The organism is Xanthomonas sp. DAR 80977, assembly GCF_041240605.1.
GTDB classification, from domain to species: domain Bacteria; phylum Pseudomonadota; class Gammaproteobacteria; order Xanthomonadales; family Xanthomonadaceae; genus Xanthomonas_A; species Xanthomonas_A bundabergensis.
Genome location: NZ_CP162487.1, coordinates 498,477 through 515,328 on the forward strand (window position 1 = coordinate 498,477; position 16,852 = coordinate 515,328).

At 71.5% G+C, this 16,852-nt stretch carries 13 protein-coding genes; 10 read left to right on the forward strand and 3 right to left on the reverse strand.

The window, feature by feature from the left end; translation table 11 throughout:
- Positions 1-62: 62 nt before the first annotated feature.
- From pcaH to AB3X10_RS02285, 6 genes are all read left to right on the forward strand, one after another.
- Positions 63-779 carry a protocatechuate 3,4-dioxygenase subunit beta gene (gene pcaH, locus AB3X10_RS02260; RefSeq protein ID WP_369978714.1) on the forward strand — a complete coding sequence of 239 codons (717 nt, stop codon included), beginning with the start codon at positions 63-65 and terminating at the stop codon, positions 777-779.
- Between the two features lie 4 nt (positions 780-783).
- On the forward strand, positions 784-1,347 hold the full coding sequence (gene pcaG / locus AB3X10_RS02265) for a protocatechuate 3,4-dioxygenase subunit alpha (RefSeq protein ID WP_369978715.1): 564 nt from the start codon (positions 784-786) through the stop codon (positions 1,345-1,347).
- Positions 1,348-1,573: 226 nt separating this feature from the next.
- Positions 1,574-2,917: a 3-carboxy-cis,cis-muconate cycloisomerase gene (locus AB3X10_RS02270; protein WP_369978717.1), complete on the forward strand. Its 1,344-nt coding sequence runs from the start codon at positions 1,574-1,576 to the stop codon at positions 2,915-2,917.
- 29 nt (positions 2,918-2,946) lie between these two features.
- Positions 2,947-3,729, forward strand: a complete 783-nt coding sequence (pcaD, locus tag AB3X10_RS02275) for a 3-oxoadipate enol-lactonase (protein ID WP_369978719.1) — start codon at positions 2,947-2,949, stop codon at positions 3,727-3,729.
- A 90-nt stretch (positions 3,730-3,819) separates the two neighbouring features.
- Entirely contained in the window at positions 3,820-4,206 is a 387-nt protein-coding gene (gene pcaC / locus AB3X10_RS02280) for a 4-carboxymuconolactone decarboxylase (protein ID WP_369978721.1), read from the forward strand.
- A 211-nt stretch (positions 4,207-4,417) separates the two neighbouring features.
- On the forward strand, positions 4,418-5,356 hold the full coding sequence (locus AB3X10_RS02285) for an alpha/beta hydrolase (protein WP_369978723.1): 939 nt from the start codon (positions 4,418-4,420) through the stop codon (positions 5,354-5,356).
- A gap of 201 nt (positions 5,357-5,557) precedes the next feature.
- On the opposite strand, the gene AB3X10_RS02290 is transcribed toward AB3X10_RS02285, so the two are convergent.
- From AB3X10_RS02290 to AB3X10_RS02300, 3 genes are all read right to left on the reverse strand, one after another.
- The gene (locus AB3X10_RS02290; RefSeq protein ID WP_369978725.1) at positions 5,558-6,418 is read right to left on the reverse strand and encodes an IclR family transcriptional regulator domain-containing protein; all 861 of its coding nucleotides are present in this window, start codon (positions 6,416-6,418) and stop codon (positions 5,558-5,560) included.
- Between the two features lie 120 nt (positions 6,419-6,538).
- Positions 6,539-8,971: a membrane-bound PQQ-dependent dehydrogenase, glucose/quinate/shikimate family gene (locus tag AB3X10_RS02295; protein WP_369978727.1), complete on the reverse strand. Its 2,433-nt coding sequence runs from the start codon at positions 8,969-8,971 to the stop codon at positions 6,539-6,541.
- A gap of 552 nt (positions 8,972-9,523) precedes the next feature.
- Entirely contained in the window at positions 9,524-9,733 is a 210-nt protein-coding gene (locus AB3X10_RS02300; RefSeq protein ID WP_369981998.1) for a hypothetical protein, read from the reverse strand.
- Between the two features lie 54 nt (positions 9,734-9,787).
- On the opposite strand from AB3X10_RS02300, the gene AB3X10_RS02305 reads away from it, so the two are divergent.
- The 4 genes from AB3X10_RS02305 to AB3X10_RS02320 all read left to right on the forward strand — a co-directional run bounded on the left by AB3X10_RS02305 (position 9,788) and on the right by AB3X10_RS02320 (position 16,842).
- Positions 9,788-10,645: a PA4780 family RIO1-like protein kinase gene (locus tag AB3X10_RS02305; protein WP_369978729.1), complete on the forward strand. Its 858-nt coding sequence runs from the start codon at positions 9,788-9,790 to the stop codon at positions 10,643-10,645.
- Positions 10,646-11,134: 489 nt separating this feature from the next.
- Positions 11,135-12,256, forward strand: a complete 1,122-nt coding sequence (locus tag AB3X10_RS02310; protein ID WP_369978731.1) for an efflux RND transporter periplasmic adaptor subunit — start codon at positions 11,135-11,137, stop codon at positions 12,254-12,256.
- A gap of 9 nt (positions 12,257-12,265) precedes the next feature.
- Entirely contained in the window at positions 12,266-15,394 is a 3,129-nt protein-coding gene (locus AB3X10_RS02315; protein ID WP_369978733.1) for a multidrug efflux RND transporter permease subunit, read from the forward strand.
- Complete coding sequence (locus AB3X10_RS02320; protein ID WP_369978735.1) at positions 15,391-16,842, forward strand: efflux transporter outer membrane subunit; 1,452 nt, start codon at positions 15,391-15,393, stop codon at positions 16,840-16,842. Before AB3X10_RS02315 ends, AB3X10_RS02320 begins: the two co-directional genes overlap by 4 nt.
- Positions 16,843-16,852 lie beyond the last annotated feature (10 nt).

Here is a 16,852-nt window from a genome sequence, read left to right on the forward strand (position 1 = left end):
CCTGCCGGGCGCAACAACCGCAGACGAAACAGGCTCCGTGCGGAGCCACCGGAAGGAGCAAGATGAGCGATTCCACCCACCAGGCGCTGCTCGGCTATCGCAAGCCGTATCCGGGCACGCAGCCGCCGTACATCCATCCCGCCTACGCCTCGACCGTGCGCCGCGGCCCCAGCCGCGACCCGATCGCGATCCCGGCGACGCTGTCGGAAGTCACCGGTCCGACCCTGGACCGCATCACCCTGGGCGCGCATGCCGCCGACCTCACCGCCGGTTTCCCCGGCGAACCGCTGGGCGAGCGCATCGTCGTCTCCGGCCGCGTGCTCGACGAGAACGGCCAGCCGGTGCGCAACAGCGTGGTCGAGGTCTGGCAGTGCAACGCCGCCGGCCGCTACCTGCACAGCGGCGACCAGCACGACGCGCCGCTGGACCCCAACTTCACCGGCACCGGCCAGGTGCTGACCGACGAACACGGCCGCTACCGCTTCAAGACCATCAAGCCCGGCGCCTACCCGTGGCGCAACCACTACAACGCCTGGCGCCCGGCGCACATCCATTTCTCGCTGCACGGCGAGGGCATCGGCCAGCGCCTGGTCACACAGATGTATTTCCCCGGCGATCCGCTGCTGGCCTACGACCCGATCTTCAATTGCGTGGACGACGACAAGGCCAAGGCGCGGATGGTGTCGGCGTTCGACTGGGAGAACGCGATCAGCGAATACGCGCTGGCCTACCGGTTCGACATCGTGCTGCGCGGCCGCAAGCAGACCGTCTGGGAGTGACACCATGAGTTTTCAGGCAACCCCTTCGCAAACCGTCGGCCCGTACTACCGCCTGGGCCTGGAGCCGCTGTACCGCACCGAGATCGCGCCGGCCGCGGCGCGCGGCGAGCGCGTGCAGGTGAGCGGCAGCGTGTTCGATGGCGCCGGCGTGCCGGTCGCCGATGCGGTGCTGGAGATCTGGCAGGCCGACGCCGCCGGCATCTACGCCCATCGCGACGACCCGCGCCACGACGACCACGATCCGGCCTTCCACGGCTGGGGCCGCGTGCCCACCGACGCGCATGGCCGGTTCTCCTTCAGCACGGTGATGCCGGGCCGGGTGGCCGGGCCGCGGGGCACGCCGCAGGCGCCGCACCTGGTGGTGCTGGTGTTCATGCGCGGGCTGTTGCGCGCCGCCTCCACCCGGCTGTACTTCGCCGATGCCGCCGGCAACGGCGAGGACCCGATCCTGGCGCTGGTGCCGCCGGAGCGCCGCGGCACGCTGCTGGCCGCACGCACCGCGCCGGGCCAGTACGCCTGGGACGTGCGCATGCAGGGCGAGCAGGAGACGGTGTTCTTCAGCTATTGAGCGCTGGCGCTCGCCGCGTTCATGTCCCCGCTGATGCGTGTTGTGGGAGCGACTTCAGTCGCGACGGGCTTTACATGTAGAGCCCGTCGCGACTGAAGTCGCTCCCACAGATGACCGCGGCAGCCGGGCGATGTCCCGCTCGGCGCGCTCCGCCGCATCCCGTCATCGCGTTGGCGCTACCCTTGGCCGGCCCGACGCGCCGGCCCGACCTGCAGAGAGATCACGCATGAGTTCCAGCTTTTCCCTGCTCAGCCCCCTGTTCGGCGACCCCGACATCGATGCGCTGTTCGACGACGCCGCGCGCGTGCAGGGCATGCTCGACGTCGAGGCCGCGCTGGCGCAGGCCGAGGCGCGCTGCGGGGTGATCCCCGAAGCGGCGCTCGCACCGATCCAGGCCGCTTGCCAGGCGCGGCACTACGACCTGGCCGCGCTCGGCCAGGCCACCGCGCTGGCCGGCAATCCGGCCATTCCGCTGGTCAAGGCGCTGACCGCGAAGGTCGAGGCCGCCGACGCGGACGCCGCGCGCTGGGTGCACTGGGGCGCCACCAGCCAGGACGTGATCGACAGCGGCAGCGTGCTGCAGCTGCGCGCCGCGCTGGACGCGCTGCAGCCGAAGCTGGCCGCGCTGTGCGAGGCCATGCGCGCGCTCGCCCAGCGCGAACGCGACACCGGCCTGCCCGGGCGCACCCTGTTGCAGCAGGCGGTGCCGGTGACCTTCGGGCTCAAGGCGGCCGGCTGGCTGGATGCGCTGCAACGCGCGCAGCGCCGGCTGCAGGCGTTGCGCGAGGATGCGCTGGTGCTGCAGTTCGGCGGCGCCGCCGGCACCCTGGCCTCGTTGCAGACGCAGGGCCTGGAGGTGGCGCAGGCGCTGGCGCAAACGCTGCGGCTGCCGCTGCCGGCGCTGCCCTGGCATGCCGCGCGCGACCGCATCGTCGAGGTCGGCAGCGCGTTCGCGCTGCTGGCCGGGACCCTGGGCAAGATCGCCACCGACATCGTGCTGCTGATGCAGTCGGAAGTGGCCGAGGCGTTCGAGCCGGCCGCGGCCGGCAAGGGCGGTTCCTCGGCGATGCCGCACAAGCGCAACCCGGTGGGCTGCGTGGCCGCCATCGCCGCGGCCACGCGCGTGCCCGGCCTGGTGTGCACGCTGTACGCGGCACTGCCGCAGCCGCACGAGCGCGCCGCCGGGCAGTGGCATGCCGAGTGGGAAACGCTGCCGGAGATCGTGCGCCTGAGCGCCGGCAGCCTGGCGCAGATGCGCATCGTCATCGACGGCCTGCAGCTGGATCGCGCGCGCATGCGCACCCACCTGGACAGCCACGGCGGGCTGCTCTACGCCGAGGCCGTGTCGGTCGCGCTCGCCGCGACCCTGGGCAAGGCGGCCGCGCACGCGCTGGTCGAGGAATCGGCGCGCCACGCGCTGCAGCAAGGCCGGCACCTGCGCGACGTGCTGGGCGCCGATGCGCGGGTGACCGCGGTGCTGGACGCCGCGCAGCTGCAGGCCCTGTTCGCCGCCGACAGCTGGCGCGGCATGGCCGACACCTGGATCGACCGCGTGCTCGGCAACGCTTGAGCGATTTCCCTGGTTTCCCTGGAGCCGACATGCCTTTCCTCGACCTGCCCAGCCATCGCCTGCACTACCGCCTCGACGGCAGCGAGGGCAAGCCCTGGCTGACCTTCTGCAACTCGCTCGGCACCGACCTGCACATGTGGGACGAGCAGATCGCCGCGCTGGCGCCGCATTATCGCCTGCTGCGCTACGACCGTCGCGGGCACGGCGCGTCCGGGGTGCCGGCCGGCCCGTACCGCGTGGACGACCTCGGCGGCGACGTGCTGGCCTTGTGGGACGCGCTGCGGATCGAGCGCAGCCATTTCTGCGGGCTGTCGATCGGCGGCCTGACCGGGCAGTGGCTCGGCCTGCACGCCGGTGCGCGGCTGCAGCGCTTGGTGGTCAGCGCCACCGCGCAGAAGATCGGCAGCGCCGACAGCTGGCGCGCGCGCATCGCGCAGGTGCAGGCCGAGGGACTGGCCGCGCTGGCCGCGGCGACGCGCGAGCGCTGGTTCACTCCCGCCTTCGCCGCGCGGCAGCCGCAGCGGCTGGACGCGATCATCGCCGGCTTCCTCGCCACCTCGCCGGACGGCTACGCGGCGTGCTGCCATGCCGTGGCCACGGCCGATTTCCGTGGCCGGCTCGGCGCGCTGGCGGTGCCGCTGCTGGCGATCGCCGGCGACGACGATCCGGTGTGCCCGCCGCAGGACCTGCGCGACATCGCCGCGGCGGTGCAGGACGGTCGCGCCGCGCAGGTGCCTGGCCGCCACATCTGCAACGTGGAGTCGGCGCAGGCGTTCAACCGCCTCTTGCTCGAATTTCTGCAGGCTTCCTAGAACGCATCCCGCTACGCTCCGCTGCTTGCCGAAGATCCGCCGTCCGGCGAATCAGGCGCTGCGTCCTCCCGCCCTCACAACGGAGTCCCCATGGACGAGAAACAACGCTACGACGCCGGACTGCAGGTCCGCAAAGCCGTGCTCGGCGAGGAGCATGTGCAACGTTCGCTGGACGCGCGCACCGACTTCACCAGCGAGTTCCAGGAGTTCATCACCCGCACCGCCTGGGGCACGGTGTGGACCCGCGACGGCCTGCCGCGGCACACCCGCTCGCTGCTGACCCTGGCGATGATGGTCGCGCTCGGCCACGACGAGGAATTCAAGCTGCACGTGCGCGCCGCGCGCAACAACGGCGTCAGCGCGGACGAGATCAAGGAAGTGCTGCTGCAGACGGCGATTTACTGCGGCGTGCCCGCGGCCAACCACGCCTTCGCGCTGGCCAAGCCGATCCTGGAAGAGCAGGCGGCCGAGGGCTGAGGCCGGTGGCGGCGCAACGCAGCATTTTTTGTGGGAGCGACTTCAGTCGCGACGGGACTTCCCGGTAATGCCCGTCGCGACTGAAGTCGCTCCCACACGGTAATCCGTACTTCATCGACCGGCACGACGGCACGGGTCGCCGTGGCAAGATGCGGGCAATGGGCCGGACGCGGCTCCGCGCCGCGTGCCCCTTTACTTCGCGAGGTCCGCCATGCCATTTCGAAGCGCCTGCCTTGCCCTGCTGCTGCCCTTGCTGCTGCTCTCCGGCATCGCCGCGCAGGCGCAACCGCAGCCCGGCCCCGGGACGCGGATGGCGCAGGTGCGCGCCGACGACGGCCAGGCGCTCGCGGTCTGGTCGCGGGTACCGGCGCAGCCGCGCGGCACGATCCTGCTGGTACACGGCCGCACCTGGAGTTCGCTGCCCAACTTCGACCTGCAGGTGCCGGGCGAGGCGGCGGATTCTCGGTCGGTGCTGGCGGCGCTGGCGCGTGCCGGCTATGCCGCCTACGCGCTGGACCTGCGCGGCTACGGCGCCAGCGCGCGCGACCGCAGCGGCTGGAACACGCCCGCGCGCGCGGTTGCCGACGTCGGCGAGGTGCTGGCCTGGATCGCGCGCCAGCACCCGCAGCTGCCGCCGCCGGCGCTGCTGGGCTATTCCAACGGCGCGCGGGTCGCGTTGCTGGTCGCGCAGGCGCAACCGCAGGCGCTGTCGGCGCTGGTGCTGTACGGCTTTCCCGACGATGTCGAGGTGCCGCTCGCGGCCGAGGCGCTGCCCGCGCAGCCGCCGCGGGCACGCACCACCGCCGAGGCCGCCGGTTCTGACTTCGTCACCGCCGGCGCCGCGCCGCCGGCGGTGCGCGCGGCCTATGTGGCGCAGGCGCTGGCCGCCGACCCGGTACGCAGCGACTGGCGCGCGCAGGAGCAGTTCGCCTACCGTCCCGAGCAGGTGCAGGCGGTGCCGGTGCTGTTGCTGCGCGGCGTCGACGATCCGCTCGCCACCCAGCAGGAAAACGCGCACCTGTATGCACGCCTGCGCAGCGAGGACCGCAGCTGGGTGACGCTGCCGCATGCCGACCACGTCGCCCATGTCGAGGACGCGCATGCGGCCTGGGTGGATGCGGTGGTCGGGTTCCTGCGCCGGCCGCGCTGAGCGCGGCAATGGCGCGGTGCAGTGCGTCGCGCGCCGCGCCGCATCCTGCGGCTGTGCCAGGGTCTGCGCCCGCATCCGCATCGAGCGGCCCGCGGCCGTAGCCGTCCTTGCGCCGCTCGCGCCGGCAGCGTGCGGCCGCGCGGCCCGGGTTTGCGCCTCGCGCTCGGCGTTACCGGCGTCGCGCCCGGCGCGTGCGCTGCCTCAGCTGAGCAAGCCGCCCAGCCGCTGCGCGGCGTCCTTCAGTGGCGGCAGCAGCTGCGTCTGCATCGCCTGCAGGCTGACCCGGCCGGCCTGGGTGCCGATGTTGAGCGCGGCGATGACCTCGCCGCGGCGGTTGCGCACCGGCACCGCGATCGAGCGCAGGCCGATCTCCAGTTCCTGGTCGATCAGCGAGGCGTCCTCGCGGCGCACCCGCGCCAGCGTCTCCAGGAACTCGCGCTGGCCGGTGACGGTGCGTTCGGTGCGCGGGCGCAGCGGATTGCGCTCCAGGTAGCTTTCCAGGGTGTCGTGCGGCAGCGCCGCCAGCAGCACCCGGCCCATCGAGGTGCAGTAGGCCGGCAGGCGGCTGCCGGCGCGCAGGCCGATCGACATGATGCGCACGGTCTCGGCGCGGGCGATGTACAGCAGGTCGTCGCCGTCGAGCACGCCCAGCGAGCAGGATTCGTGCACCTGGTCGCGCAGCGCGTCCAGCACCGGCTGCGCGGCGGCGGTCATCGACGAGGACGCCACGTAGGCGCCGCCGATGCCGAGCACGCGCGGCAGCAGTACGTAGCCGCGGCCCTGCTCGCCGACATAGCCGAGCTTGGCCAGGGTGTAGAGCACGCGCCGCACCGCGGCGCGCGAGATGCCGGTCTCGGTGCTGATCTGCGACATGGTGACCTCGCGCGCATGCTGCGCGAACACGCTGAGCACGGCCAGGCCGCGCGCCAGCGAGGTCATGAAGTCCGGATCGCCCTGCAGCCCGTCGATCTGCTGCATCAGCTCGTGGGTGAGCCCGCGCTCGGCGGGCGGCGAACCGGGGCCGGCCTTGCGCCGGCCTGCGGGTGCGGGGGAATCGGCCATCAGGTGATCGTGCGCTCCATCGAATACCCCGCCATGGTAAGCGCTGCGCGGCCGCCTGCGCGGCGGCCGGGTTCCCGCCGCGGCGCAACCGGCTGACACCGCCGGTTGCGCCGGCGCTCGCTACTTGGCCGGCAGCGCGTAGGCGATCACGTAGTCGCCGCGGTCCGGCGACTGGCGCGCGCCGCCGGCGGTCACCACGATGTACTGGCGGCCGCTTTTGGGCGAGACATAGGTCATCGGCGTGCCCTGGCTGCCGACCGGCAGCCGCGCCTTCCAGATTTCCTTGCCGGTGTGGCTGTCGAAGCCGCGCAGGTAGTAGTCCTGGGTGCCGGCGAAGAACAGCAGGCCGGACTGGGTGGCCAGCGCGCCGCCCAGGGTCGGCATGCCGATCGGGATCGGCAGGCGCATCTTGATCCCGAGCGGACCGGTGTCCTGCACGGTGCCCACCGGCACCTGCCAGACCAGCTTGCGGGTGGCCAGGTCGATCGCCGACATGGTGCCGTACGGCGGCTTCTGGCACGGGATGCCGAGCTTGGAGACGAAGCGGTCGCGCAGCGAGCCGTACGGGGTGCCGGTCTGCGAGGCCGCGCCCATCTCCACGCCGCCGGCCTTCTGGCTCTCCATCTGCCGGCGCGGGATCAGCTTCGTCCACAGGCCGATGCGCATGTCGTTGACGAACAGGTAGCCGGTGGTCGGGTCCAGCGCGGCGCTGCCCCAGTTCATGCCGCCCAGCGAGCCCGGCCACTGCAGCGCCAGGTCCTCGCCGGGCGGGGTGTACATGCCGTCGTAGCGCATCTGCTTGAAGTGGATGCGGCACAGCATCTGGTCGATCGGGGTGGCGCCCCACATGTCGGCTTCGGTCAGTGTCTCGGTGCCGATCTGCGGCATGCCGGTGGACAGCGGCTGGGTCGCCGCGTAGCGCTCGCCGTCGGCCTTGCCCTGCGGCGCGGCCACGTCCTGGACCGCGGTCAGCGGCTTGCCGGTGGCGCGGTCGAGCATGAAGATCTGCCCGGCCTTGGTCACCTGCAGCAGCGCGGGCACGGTGCCGCCCTTGCCGTCGGGCACGTCGGCCAGGGCCGGCTGCGCCGGCAGGTCGTAGTCCCACAGGTCGTGGCGCACGGTCTGGTAGTGCCAGCGCACGCGCCCGGTCGCCGCTTCCAGCGCCACCACCGAGGAGCTGTACTTGTCGTCCTGCGGGGTGCGTTCGCCGCCCCAGGCATCGGGGGTGGTGTTGCCGGTGGGCAGGTAGATCAGGCCCAGCGCCGGATCGTAGGCCATCGAGGTCCACACGTTCGGGGTGGCGCGGGTGTAGTGGATGTTCGGGTCCAGCGGGGTGTCCGGGGTCTCCTTGGCCAGGTCCCAGGCCCACACCAGCTTGCCGCTGTGCACGTCGAAGGCGCGGACCACGCCCGAGGGCTCGCCGACCTCGATGTTGTCGGCCACGCGGCCGCCGACCACGATCAGTTCGCCGGCGATCAGCGGCGCGGCGGTGAGGGTGTAGAAGCCGGGCTTGACCTCGCCCATGCCGGCTTTCAGGTCAACCACGCCGTCCTGGCCGAAGTCGGGGCAGGGCGCGCCGGTGTCGGCATCGAGCGCGAACAGGCGCGCATCGACGGTGTTCATGAGGATGCGGCGGCGGCACAGCGCGGGCGCCGTCGCTGCGACGGGCGCTGCGGTGGGCGCCGGCATCAGGTTGCCGCCGGCGGCATCCGCCGCGGCGGGGGCGGCGGCCGCGCTGGCGGCGTCGTAGTAGCCCAGGCCGCGGCAGCGCTGCCAGTTCGGCGCGGTGGCCTTGGGATCGAACGACCAGCGCTTGCGGCCGTTGTCCGCGTCCAGCGCGAACACCTGGTTGTGCGGGGTGCACACGTACACGGTGTCGCCGATCTGCAGCGGGGTGGCCTGGTCTTCGGCGCCGAAGCCGTTGCTGGTCGGCACGTCGCCGGTGCGGTAGGTCCAGGCCACCTGCAGCTTGCCGACGTTGTTGCGGTCGATCTGGTCCAGCGCGGCGAAGCGGGTGCCGGCCGGGGTATTGCCCCAGTGCATCCAGTCCTTCTGCGCGGTGCCCGGCGCCACCGGCGTGATCGGCGCGTCGGCGGCGGCCTGCACGATCGGGCGCGGCACGAAGGCATAGCCCGCGGTGGCGGCCAGGCCGGCCACCAGCAGCGCGGACAGCGCGTAGGCGCCGCGCCCGGCCGGGAGACGGCGGCTGCGGCGCAGGGTCGGCCACAGCAGGGCCACCAGCAGCGCCAGCACCGCCGGCGCGACCAGGCGCGAGACCAGCGGCCAGAACTCCAGCCCCACTTCCCACAGCGCCCAGGCCAGCGTGCCCACGAAGGCCGCGGCGTACAGCACGGCACCGGCGGGCCGGCGCGCGATCACCAGGATGCCGGCGGCCAGCGTGGCCAGCCCCATCAGCAGGAAGTACCAGCTGCCGCCTTCCGTGGCCAGGCGCAGGCCGCCGACCAGCAGCACGCCGCCGATCAGCACCAGCAGCAGGCCCACCACCCAAAGCAGTCCGCGGCCCAGGGCCGAGACGTCCGATTGCGTATTCACGTTGCGTATTCCTCTGCAAAAGCCGTGACCGTCCGCTTGCGCGCGACGGCGGTGTGCCCGGGCGTTCCGTGAGACGGCAAGGGGAACGGACGGGTCCTGACCGCAGCGGACGATGTCTTCCGTGGCTTGCCACCGCGCCGGGACAGGGGCGGCGGCCAGCGACCGCCGCCCTGGCGTGCGGCACCGATGAGGGCGCATTCCGAGAGGTCGGGTCGATTATCGCACCGATGTGCGAAATTTGCGTGGTCCGCGGCAATGCCGCGCTGCGCCGGTAGCGCTGTGGATTCAGCGACCGGCCGCCGACCGCAGCGCATGCCACGGGCGGGGCGGGGAGCGATGAGGGTTTGCGCACGGAGCGCGGCGTGCGCGCGGTCGTCCGGGCGATTCAGGGGGTGCGCCGAAGCGCGGCACGCCTGGCCGCGTGCCAGCGAGCAGCCGCATCGAGCGGCTGCCGCTGCCGCCGGCTTGGGCCGGGCCGGACGCGGATGCGGCGCGCCGTATCCGCGTCCGCGTTCCGGCGAGCCCGGAACGCGAGCTCGCCGGAGGCGCTTGCTACTTCTTCTTTTCCTTCTTGGCCGCGCGCTTTTCCTTCAGCGTCTTGGTCGGCTGCTTCTTGTCGCTCTTCTTCTGATCCATGCCCTTGCTCATGACACCCTCTGGACGATTGCACTGTGGATTGCCGACTGCGGCCGCCATGGCGGCGATCGCGGCTGCCACTTTACTCCGCTGGCGGCCGGCCATGCCGCAGTTGTCGACCGGCACGCACGCACGGTTGGGCCATAATCCGGCTTTCCCCTTCAAGGTCCCCCGCGTCCGATGAAAACCCCCCAGGGCCTGCAGCCGCTGATCGAGGACGGCGTCATCGACAGCGTGCTGCGCCCGCTCAAGAGTGGCAAGGAGGCCGCCGTGTACGTGGTCCAGGCCGGCGACGAGGTGCTGTGCGCCAAGGTCTACAAGGACATGGCGCAGCGCAGCTTCCAGGCGCGCGTGCAGTACCAGGAAGGGCGCAAGGTGCGCGGCAGCCGCCAGGCGCGGGCGATGGGCAAGGCGACCAAGTTCGGCCGCCGCGAGCAGGAGGCCGCGTGGAAGGACACCGAGGCCAACACGCTGTACCAGCTGGTGGATGCCGGCGTGCACGTGCCGCAGCCGCGCGGCTACTTCCACGGCGTGCTGCTGATGGACCTGGTCACCGATGCCGACGGGCAGAGCGCGCCGCGGCTGGGCGAGGTGGAGCTGGAGCCGGAACAGGCGCGCGCGTTCCATGCGCAGCTGGTCGGCGACGTGGTGAAGATGCTGTGCCTGGGCCTGGTGCACGGCGACCTGTCCGAATACAACGTGCTGGTCGCCGGCGAGGGCCCGGTGGTGATCGATTTCCCGCAGGTGGTCAGCGCCGCCGGCAACAATGCCGCGCGCGACATGCTGCTGCGCGACGTGCACAACCTGCGCGATTGCCTGGGCCGCTTCGCCCCCGAACTCAACGACACCCATTACGGCGAAGAGATGTGGGCGCTGTACGAGAAGGGCGAGCTGCGCCCGGACAGCGCGCTCACCGGCCGCTTCGTGTTCGACACCCGCCGCGCCGACGTGCGCGCGGTGCGCGATTCGATCGAGGACGCGCGGCAGGAGGCGATCATCCGCCAGCAGGGCCGCGAGGCCGCGGCGGACGAGGACTGACCGCGTGCGGGCCGCGCGTCCTGCGCGACGCGTGGCCCGCAAAGAACGCTTCTCCGAGACGCGCCGACGACCACGACGCGCGGCCGACCGCCGCGCCGGCCGCATGCGGCGGCATTGCCGCCACGCCTGCAAATCCCGCCAGCGTCGGTGCCGATCGCTGCGCCCACGCCGTGGCCATGACCGCGGCATGACGCGATGCCGAGATGCGCTCGGCAATCACGCGCGATCGCGCATCGCGCGCTGAAAAATTCGTATGTCGATGCGATACCAACGTATCGCCGCAATACCAATCTTTCGTCAATCTTTCTGCGCGCGAACAAAAGTTGAAGTGGCAGCTGACTGCCGTTTTCGTGCGGATATATCGCGGGAATACATTTCGTGTAGCGTTGCGCGCTTCGATCTTCCCTCCCCTCGATTTCGACGCTCATGTTCGACGCCTTCGCCGCGCCTCGTTGTTTCATTCTCTGTGGATCCATTGTTTCCCTGGCGATGGCGACAGGGTGTTCGTCCACCGCGCAGGCGCCGTCGCCGATCAAGGTCGGCACCCTCGCGGTGAGCGCGCAGACCGTGCCGGTGGAGCAGACCCTGCCCGGGCGCACCGTCGCCTACGAGGTCTCCGACGTGCGCCCGCAGGTCAACGGCCTGGTGCGCAGGCGGCTGTTCACCGAGGGCCAGGAAGTCGCGGCCGGGCAGGTGCTCTACCAGATCGATCCGGCGCCGTACCAGGCCGCCTACGACACCGCCCGCGGGCAACTCGCGCAGGCGCAGGCCGCGGTGCTCGCCGCGCGTCCCAAGGCCGAGCGCTACCGCACCCTGGTCGGCCTGGATGCGGCCAGCAGGCAGGATGCCGACGACGCGATGGCCGCGTTGAAGGAAGCGCAGGCCAACGTGGTGGCGGCGCAGGCCTCGTTGCAGGCGGCGCGGATCAATCTCGACTACACCAAGGTGACCGCGCCGATCTCCGGCACCATCGGCACCTCGGCCTACACCGCCGGCGCGCTGGTGACCGCGCAGCAGGACGCGGCGCTGACCAAGATCCAGCGCCTGGACCCGATCTACCTGGACGTGAGCCAGTCCAGCACGCAGCTGCTGGCCTTGCGCCAGCAGCTCGACGCCGGCCGCATCAAGGCCACCGACGGCAAGGTCGCGGTGCGCGTGCGGCTGGAGGACGGCAGCGTCTATCCGCATCCGGGCACGCTGCAGTTCGTCGGCAGCGCGGTCGATCCCGGCACCGGCGCGGTCACCCTGCGCGTGGTCGTGCCCAATCCGCAGCACCTGCTGCTGCCCGGCATGTACCTGCGCGCGCTGCTGCCCTTGGCCAGCGATCCCGGCGCGATCCTGGTGCCGCAGCAGGCGGTGACCCGCGACAGCAAGGGCGAGCCGCTGGTGAAGCTGCTCGACGCGCGCAACCGGGTGGTGGAGCGCCGCATCCGCACCGGCGACGCGGTGGGCCACGATTGGCTGGTGCAGGACGGACTCAAGCCGGGCGAACGGCTGATCGTGGTCAACGCCAGCCGCGCCGAGATCGGCAAGCCGGTCACGCCGTACGCCGTCAGCGCCGCGCAGCTGGCGACCGCGCCGGCGGTGCCGGGCGACGCCCAGGCCGACTGAGGAGCTGCCATGTCGCGTTTCTTCGTCAACCACCCGGTGGTGGCCTGGGTCATGGCCATCGTCGTCGTCCTGGTCGGCATGCTGGCCATCCATGCGCTGCCGGTCGAGCGCTATCCGCAGATGGCGCCGCCGACCATCACCGTGCGCGCCACCTACACCGGCGCCTCGGCGCAGACCGTGGAGAACACCGTCACCCAGCTGATCGAGCAGTCGCAGCAGAGCCTGGACCACCTGCTGTACATGACCTCGACCAGCGCCTCGGACGGCAGCGCCCAGGTCAACCTGGTGTTCGAGACCGGCACCAACGCCGACACCGCGCAGGTGCAGGTGCAGAACCAGCTGCAGTCGGTGATGTCGGTGCTGCCGCAGGATGTGCAGCAGAACGGCATCGTCATCACCAAGTCCAGCGGCTCGCTGTTCGAGGTGGTGGCGTTCACCTCCGACGACGGCAGCATGGACAACTTCGATGTCGCCAACTACATGGAATCGAACATCGACGACCAGATCAGCCGGGTCAGCGGCGTGGGCAACATCCAGCCGATGGGCTCGGAGTACGCCATGCGCATCTGGCTGGATCCGGAGAAGCTGCGCAAGTACGCGCTGATGCCCTCGGACGTGGAGAACGCGCTGCAGTCGCAGAACACCGACGTGTCGGCCGGCGAGATCGGCGGCCAGCCGGCGCTGCGCGGGCAGCGCCTGGATGCGACGGTGACCACGCGCAGCCGCCTGCACACGCCGGCGCAGTTCGGCGCGATCGTGCTCAAGAGCGGTCCCGGCGGCGCGGCGGTGCACCTGTCCGACGTGGCCAGGATCGGCCTGGGCCCGGAGACCTACGACAGCATCACCCGCTTCAACGGCAAGCCGTCGGCCTCGCTCGGCATCGAATTGAACGCCGACGCCAACGCGGTGGAAACGTCCAGGGCGATCGACGCGCGCCTGCAGGAGCTCAAGCAGTACTGGCCGCACGGCTACACCTACCACATCGCCTTCAGCACCACGCCGTTCGTGACCACCTCGATCAAGGAAGTGGTCATCACCCTGATCGAAGCGGTGCTGCTGGTGGTGGCGGTGATGTACCTGTTCCTGCAGAACTGGCGCGCCACGCTGATCCCGACCATCGCGGTGCCGGTGGTGCTGATGGGCACCTTCGGCGTGCTCGCCGCGTTCGGCTACTCGATCAACACGCTGACCATGTTCGCGATGGTGCTGGCGATCGGCCTGCTGGTGGACGACGCCATCGTGGTGGTGGAGAACGTGGAGCGGGTCATGGGCCAGGAAGGGCTGCCGCCGAAGGAGGCCACGCTGCGCTCGATGCAGCAGATCGGCGGCGCGCTGGTCGGCATCGTGCTGGTGCTGACCGCGGTGTTCGTGCCGATGGCCTTCTTCAACGGCGTCACCGGGGTGATCTACCGGCAGTTCTCGATCACCATCGCCGCCTCGATGATCCTGTCGGTGCTGGTGGCGATGACCCTGACCCCGGCGCTGTGCGTGACCATCCTCAAGCCGCTGCACCAAGGCCAGGCGCCGATCGGCTCGCACGGCCGCCTCGGCTGGTTCTTCGTCTGGTTCAACACCCGCTTCCGCCACCTGTCCGAGCGCTACCGTGCGCTGGTCGAGCGGGTGCTGGGCCGGCGCGCGCTGGGCCTGCTCGCCTACGCGCTGCTGCTGGGCGTCACCGGCGTGCTGCTGTGGCGCCTGCCCGGCGCGTTCCTGCCCGACGAGGACGAGGGCATGCTCAACGTGCTGGTCAAGCTGCCGGCCGGCGCCACCCTGGAGCAGACCCTGGCGGTGACCGACCGCCTGACCAAGGCCGCGCTGCACGAGCCGGGGGTGCTCTCGGTGCTGTCCTCGGCCGGCTTCAGCGTGACCGGCGCCGGCCAGAACGTCGGCATGGCCTTCGTCCGCCTCAAGGACTGGGACGACCGCGACGACGACGCCGACGCCATCGCCGCGCATCTCAACAAGGCCCTGGCCGACGTGCCCGACGCGGAGCTGTTCGTGACCTCGCCGCCGGCCATCAGCGGCCTCGGCGACGCCTCCGGCTTCACCTTCGAGCTGATGGACTACGAAGGCGCTGGCCACGCCGCCCTGGTCGGCGCGCGCGACAAGCTGCTGCGCTTGGCCGGGCACGATCCCAAGCTGCGCGACGTGCGCTACGCCAGCCTGGAGGACGCGCCGGTCTATGCGGTCAAGATCGACGACGACAAGGCGCAGGCGCTGGGCGTGGACCCGGGCGACATCAACGCCACGCTCAACAGCGCGCTCGGCGGCGACTTCGTCAACAACTTCATCTACAAGGGCCGGATCAAGAAGGTGTTCGTGCAGGGCGACGCCGAGGCGCGCATGGCGCCGCAGGACCTGCAGCGCTGGACGGTGCGCAACGCCAGCGGCGACATGGTGCCGATGTCCGCCTTCACCACCTCGCACTGGACCAGCGCGCCGGCCGCGCTGGAGCGCTACAACGGCGTGTCGGCGATGGAACTGACCGGCCAGGCGGTGCCGGGCGTCAGCTCCGGCGCGGCGATGGACGCGATGGCCGAACTCAGCAAGCAGTTGCCGCATGGCTTCGGCTATGCGTGGTCGGACATGGCCTACCAGGAGAAGCTGTCCGCCAACCAGGCGCCGGCGCTGTACGCGATCTCGCTGCTGTTCGTGTTCCTGTGCTTGGTGGCGCTGTACGAAAGCTGGACGATCCCGTTCGCGGTGATGCTGGCGGTGCCGGTGGGCGTGTTCGGCGCGGTGCTGCTGATGAGCCTGCGCGGCCTGCAGAACGACGTGTATTTCCAGGTCGGCCTGCTGACCACGGTCGGCCTGGCGGCCAAGAACGGCATCCTGATCGTCGAGTTCGCGCGCGACCTGGAACACCGCGGCGAAAGCCTGCTGGCGGCCACCCTGCACGCGGTGCAGATGCGCCTGCGGCCGATCCTGATGACCTCGCTGGCGTTCCTGCTCGGCGTGCTGCCGCTGGTGTTCAGCCACGGCGCCGGTTCGGCCGCGCGCCACTCGCTGGGCACCGGCGTGACCGGCGGCACGCTGGCCTCGATCACCCTGGGCCTGTTCTTCGTGCCGCTGTTCTACGTCATCGTGCGCCGCCTGTTCCCCGGGCGGGCGCAGCCGCCGCAGGAGGCCACGCCATGAGCGCGCGTTCGCAATGCCTGCTGGCCCTGGCCTGCTGCGCGGCGCTGGCCGGCTGCAGCATGGCCCCGCACTACGTCCGTCCGGCCGCGCCGGTCCCGTCGCGGTTCGGCAACGCGGCCATCGCCACGCCCGGCGCCGGCGACGCGGCGCCGGCCTTGCCGGACTGGCGCGCGGTGTTCCTGGATCCGCGCCTGCGCCAGGTCATCGCGCTGGGCCTGGACAACAACCGCGACCTGCGCGTGGCCATGCTCGACATCGACAAGGCGCGCGCGCAGTACCGGATCCAGCGCGCGGCGCTGGCGCCGTCGCTGGACGCCGCCGCCAGCAGCAGCCGCCAGCGCACCAGCGCCAGCGCCAGCACCAGCGACACCGGCACCGCGCAGGTCGGCAGCAGCGACACGCTGCAGGTCGGCATCAGCAGCTGGGAGCTGGACCTGTTCGGCCGCGTGCGCAGTCTCAAGGACGAAGCGCTGGAAACCTGGCTGGCCAGTGCCGAGACGCAGCGCAGCGTGCGCCTGAGCCTGATCGGCGAGATCGCCGACGACTGGCTCGCGGTCGGCGCCGACCAGCAACTGCTGGCCCTGGCGCAGCAGACCCTGGAGAGCCAGGAGCAGACCCTGCGGCGTAGCCGCGACCAGCACGACAACGGCATCGGCTCCGGCCTGGACCTGGCGCAGATCCAGAGCAGCGTGGAAGCGGCGCGGGTCGACGTGGCCCGCGACGCCACCCAGCTCGCCCAGGCCCGCGACGCGCTGCAACTGGTGGTCGGCGCGCCGGTGGACGCGGCGCTGCTGGCCGGCGCCGATGCGGTCGACGGCAGCGTGGCGCTGGCGCCGGTGCCGGCGCAGCTGGATGCCGCGGTGCTGCTGCAGCGTCCCGACGTGCTCGCCGCCGAGCATGCGCTGAAGGCGGCCAACGCCGACATCGGCGCCGCCCGCGCGGCGTTCTTCCCGACCCTGACCCTGACCGCGTCCACCGGGCGCAGCAGCGACGCGCTGTCCACGCTGTTCTCGGCCGGCGCGCGGACCTGGTCGTTCGTGCCCAACCTCACCGCGCCGATCTTCCATGCCGGTGCGCTGAAGGCATCGCTGGACGTCTCCAGGATCGGCAAGGACATCGCCGTGGCGCAATACGAGAAGGCCATCCAGAGCGCCTTCGGCGACGTCGCCGACGCGCTGGCGCAGCGCGACCACATCGACGCGCAGCTGACCGCGCAACGCGCGCTGGTGGAGGCCACGCGGCGCAGCCACACGCTGGCCGAGGCGCGCTACCGCGCCGGCGTGGACGACTACCTGCAGGTGCTGGACGCGCAGCGTTCGCTGTACGCCGCGCAGCAGGACCTGATCGGCTTGCGGCTGCAGGACGACAGCAACCGGGTCGCGCTGTACACGGCGCTCGGCGGCGGCGCGGATGCGGGCGCGGCAGGCCCCGCATCGTCAGATCGATGAACGCAGGGCC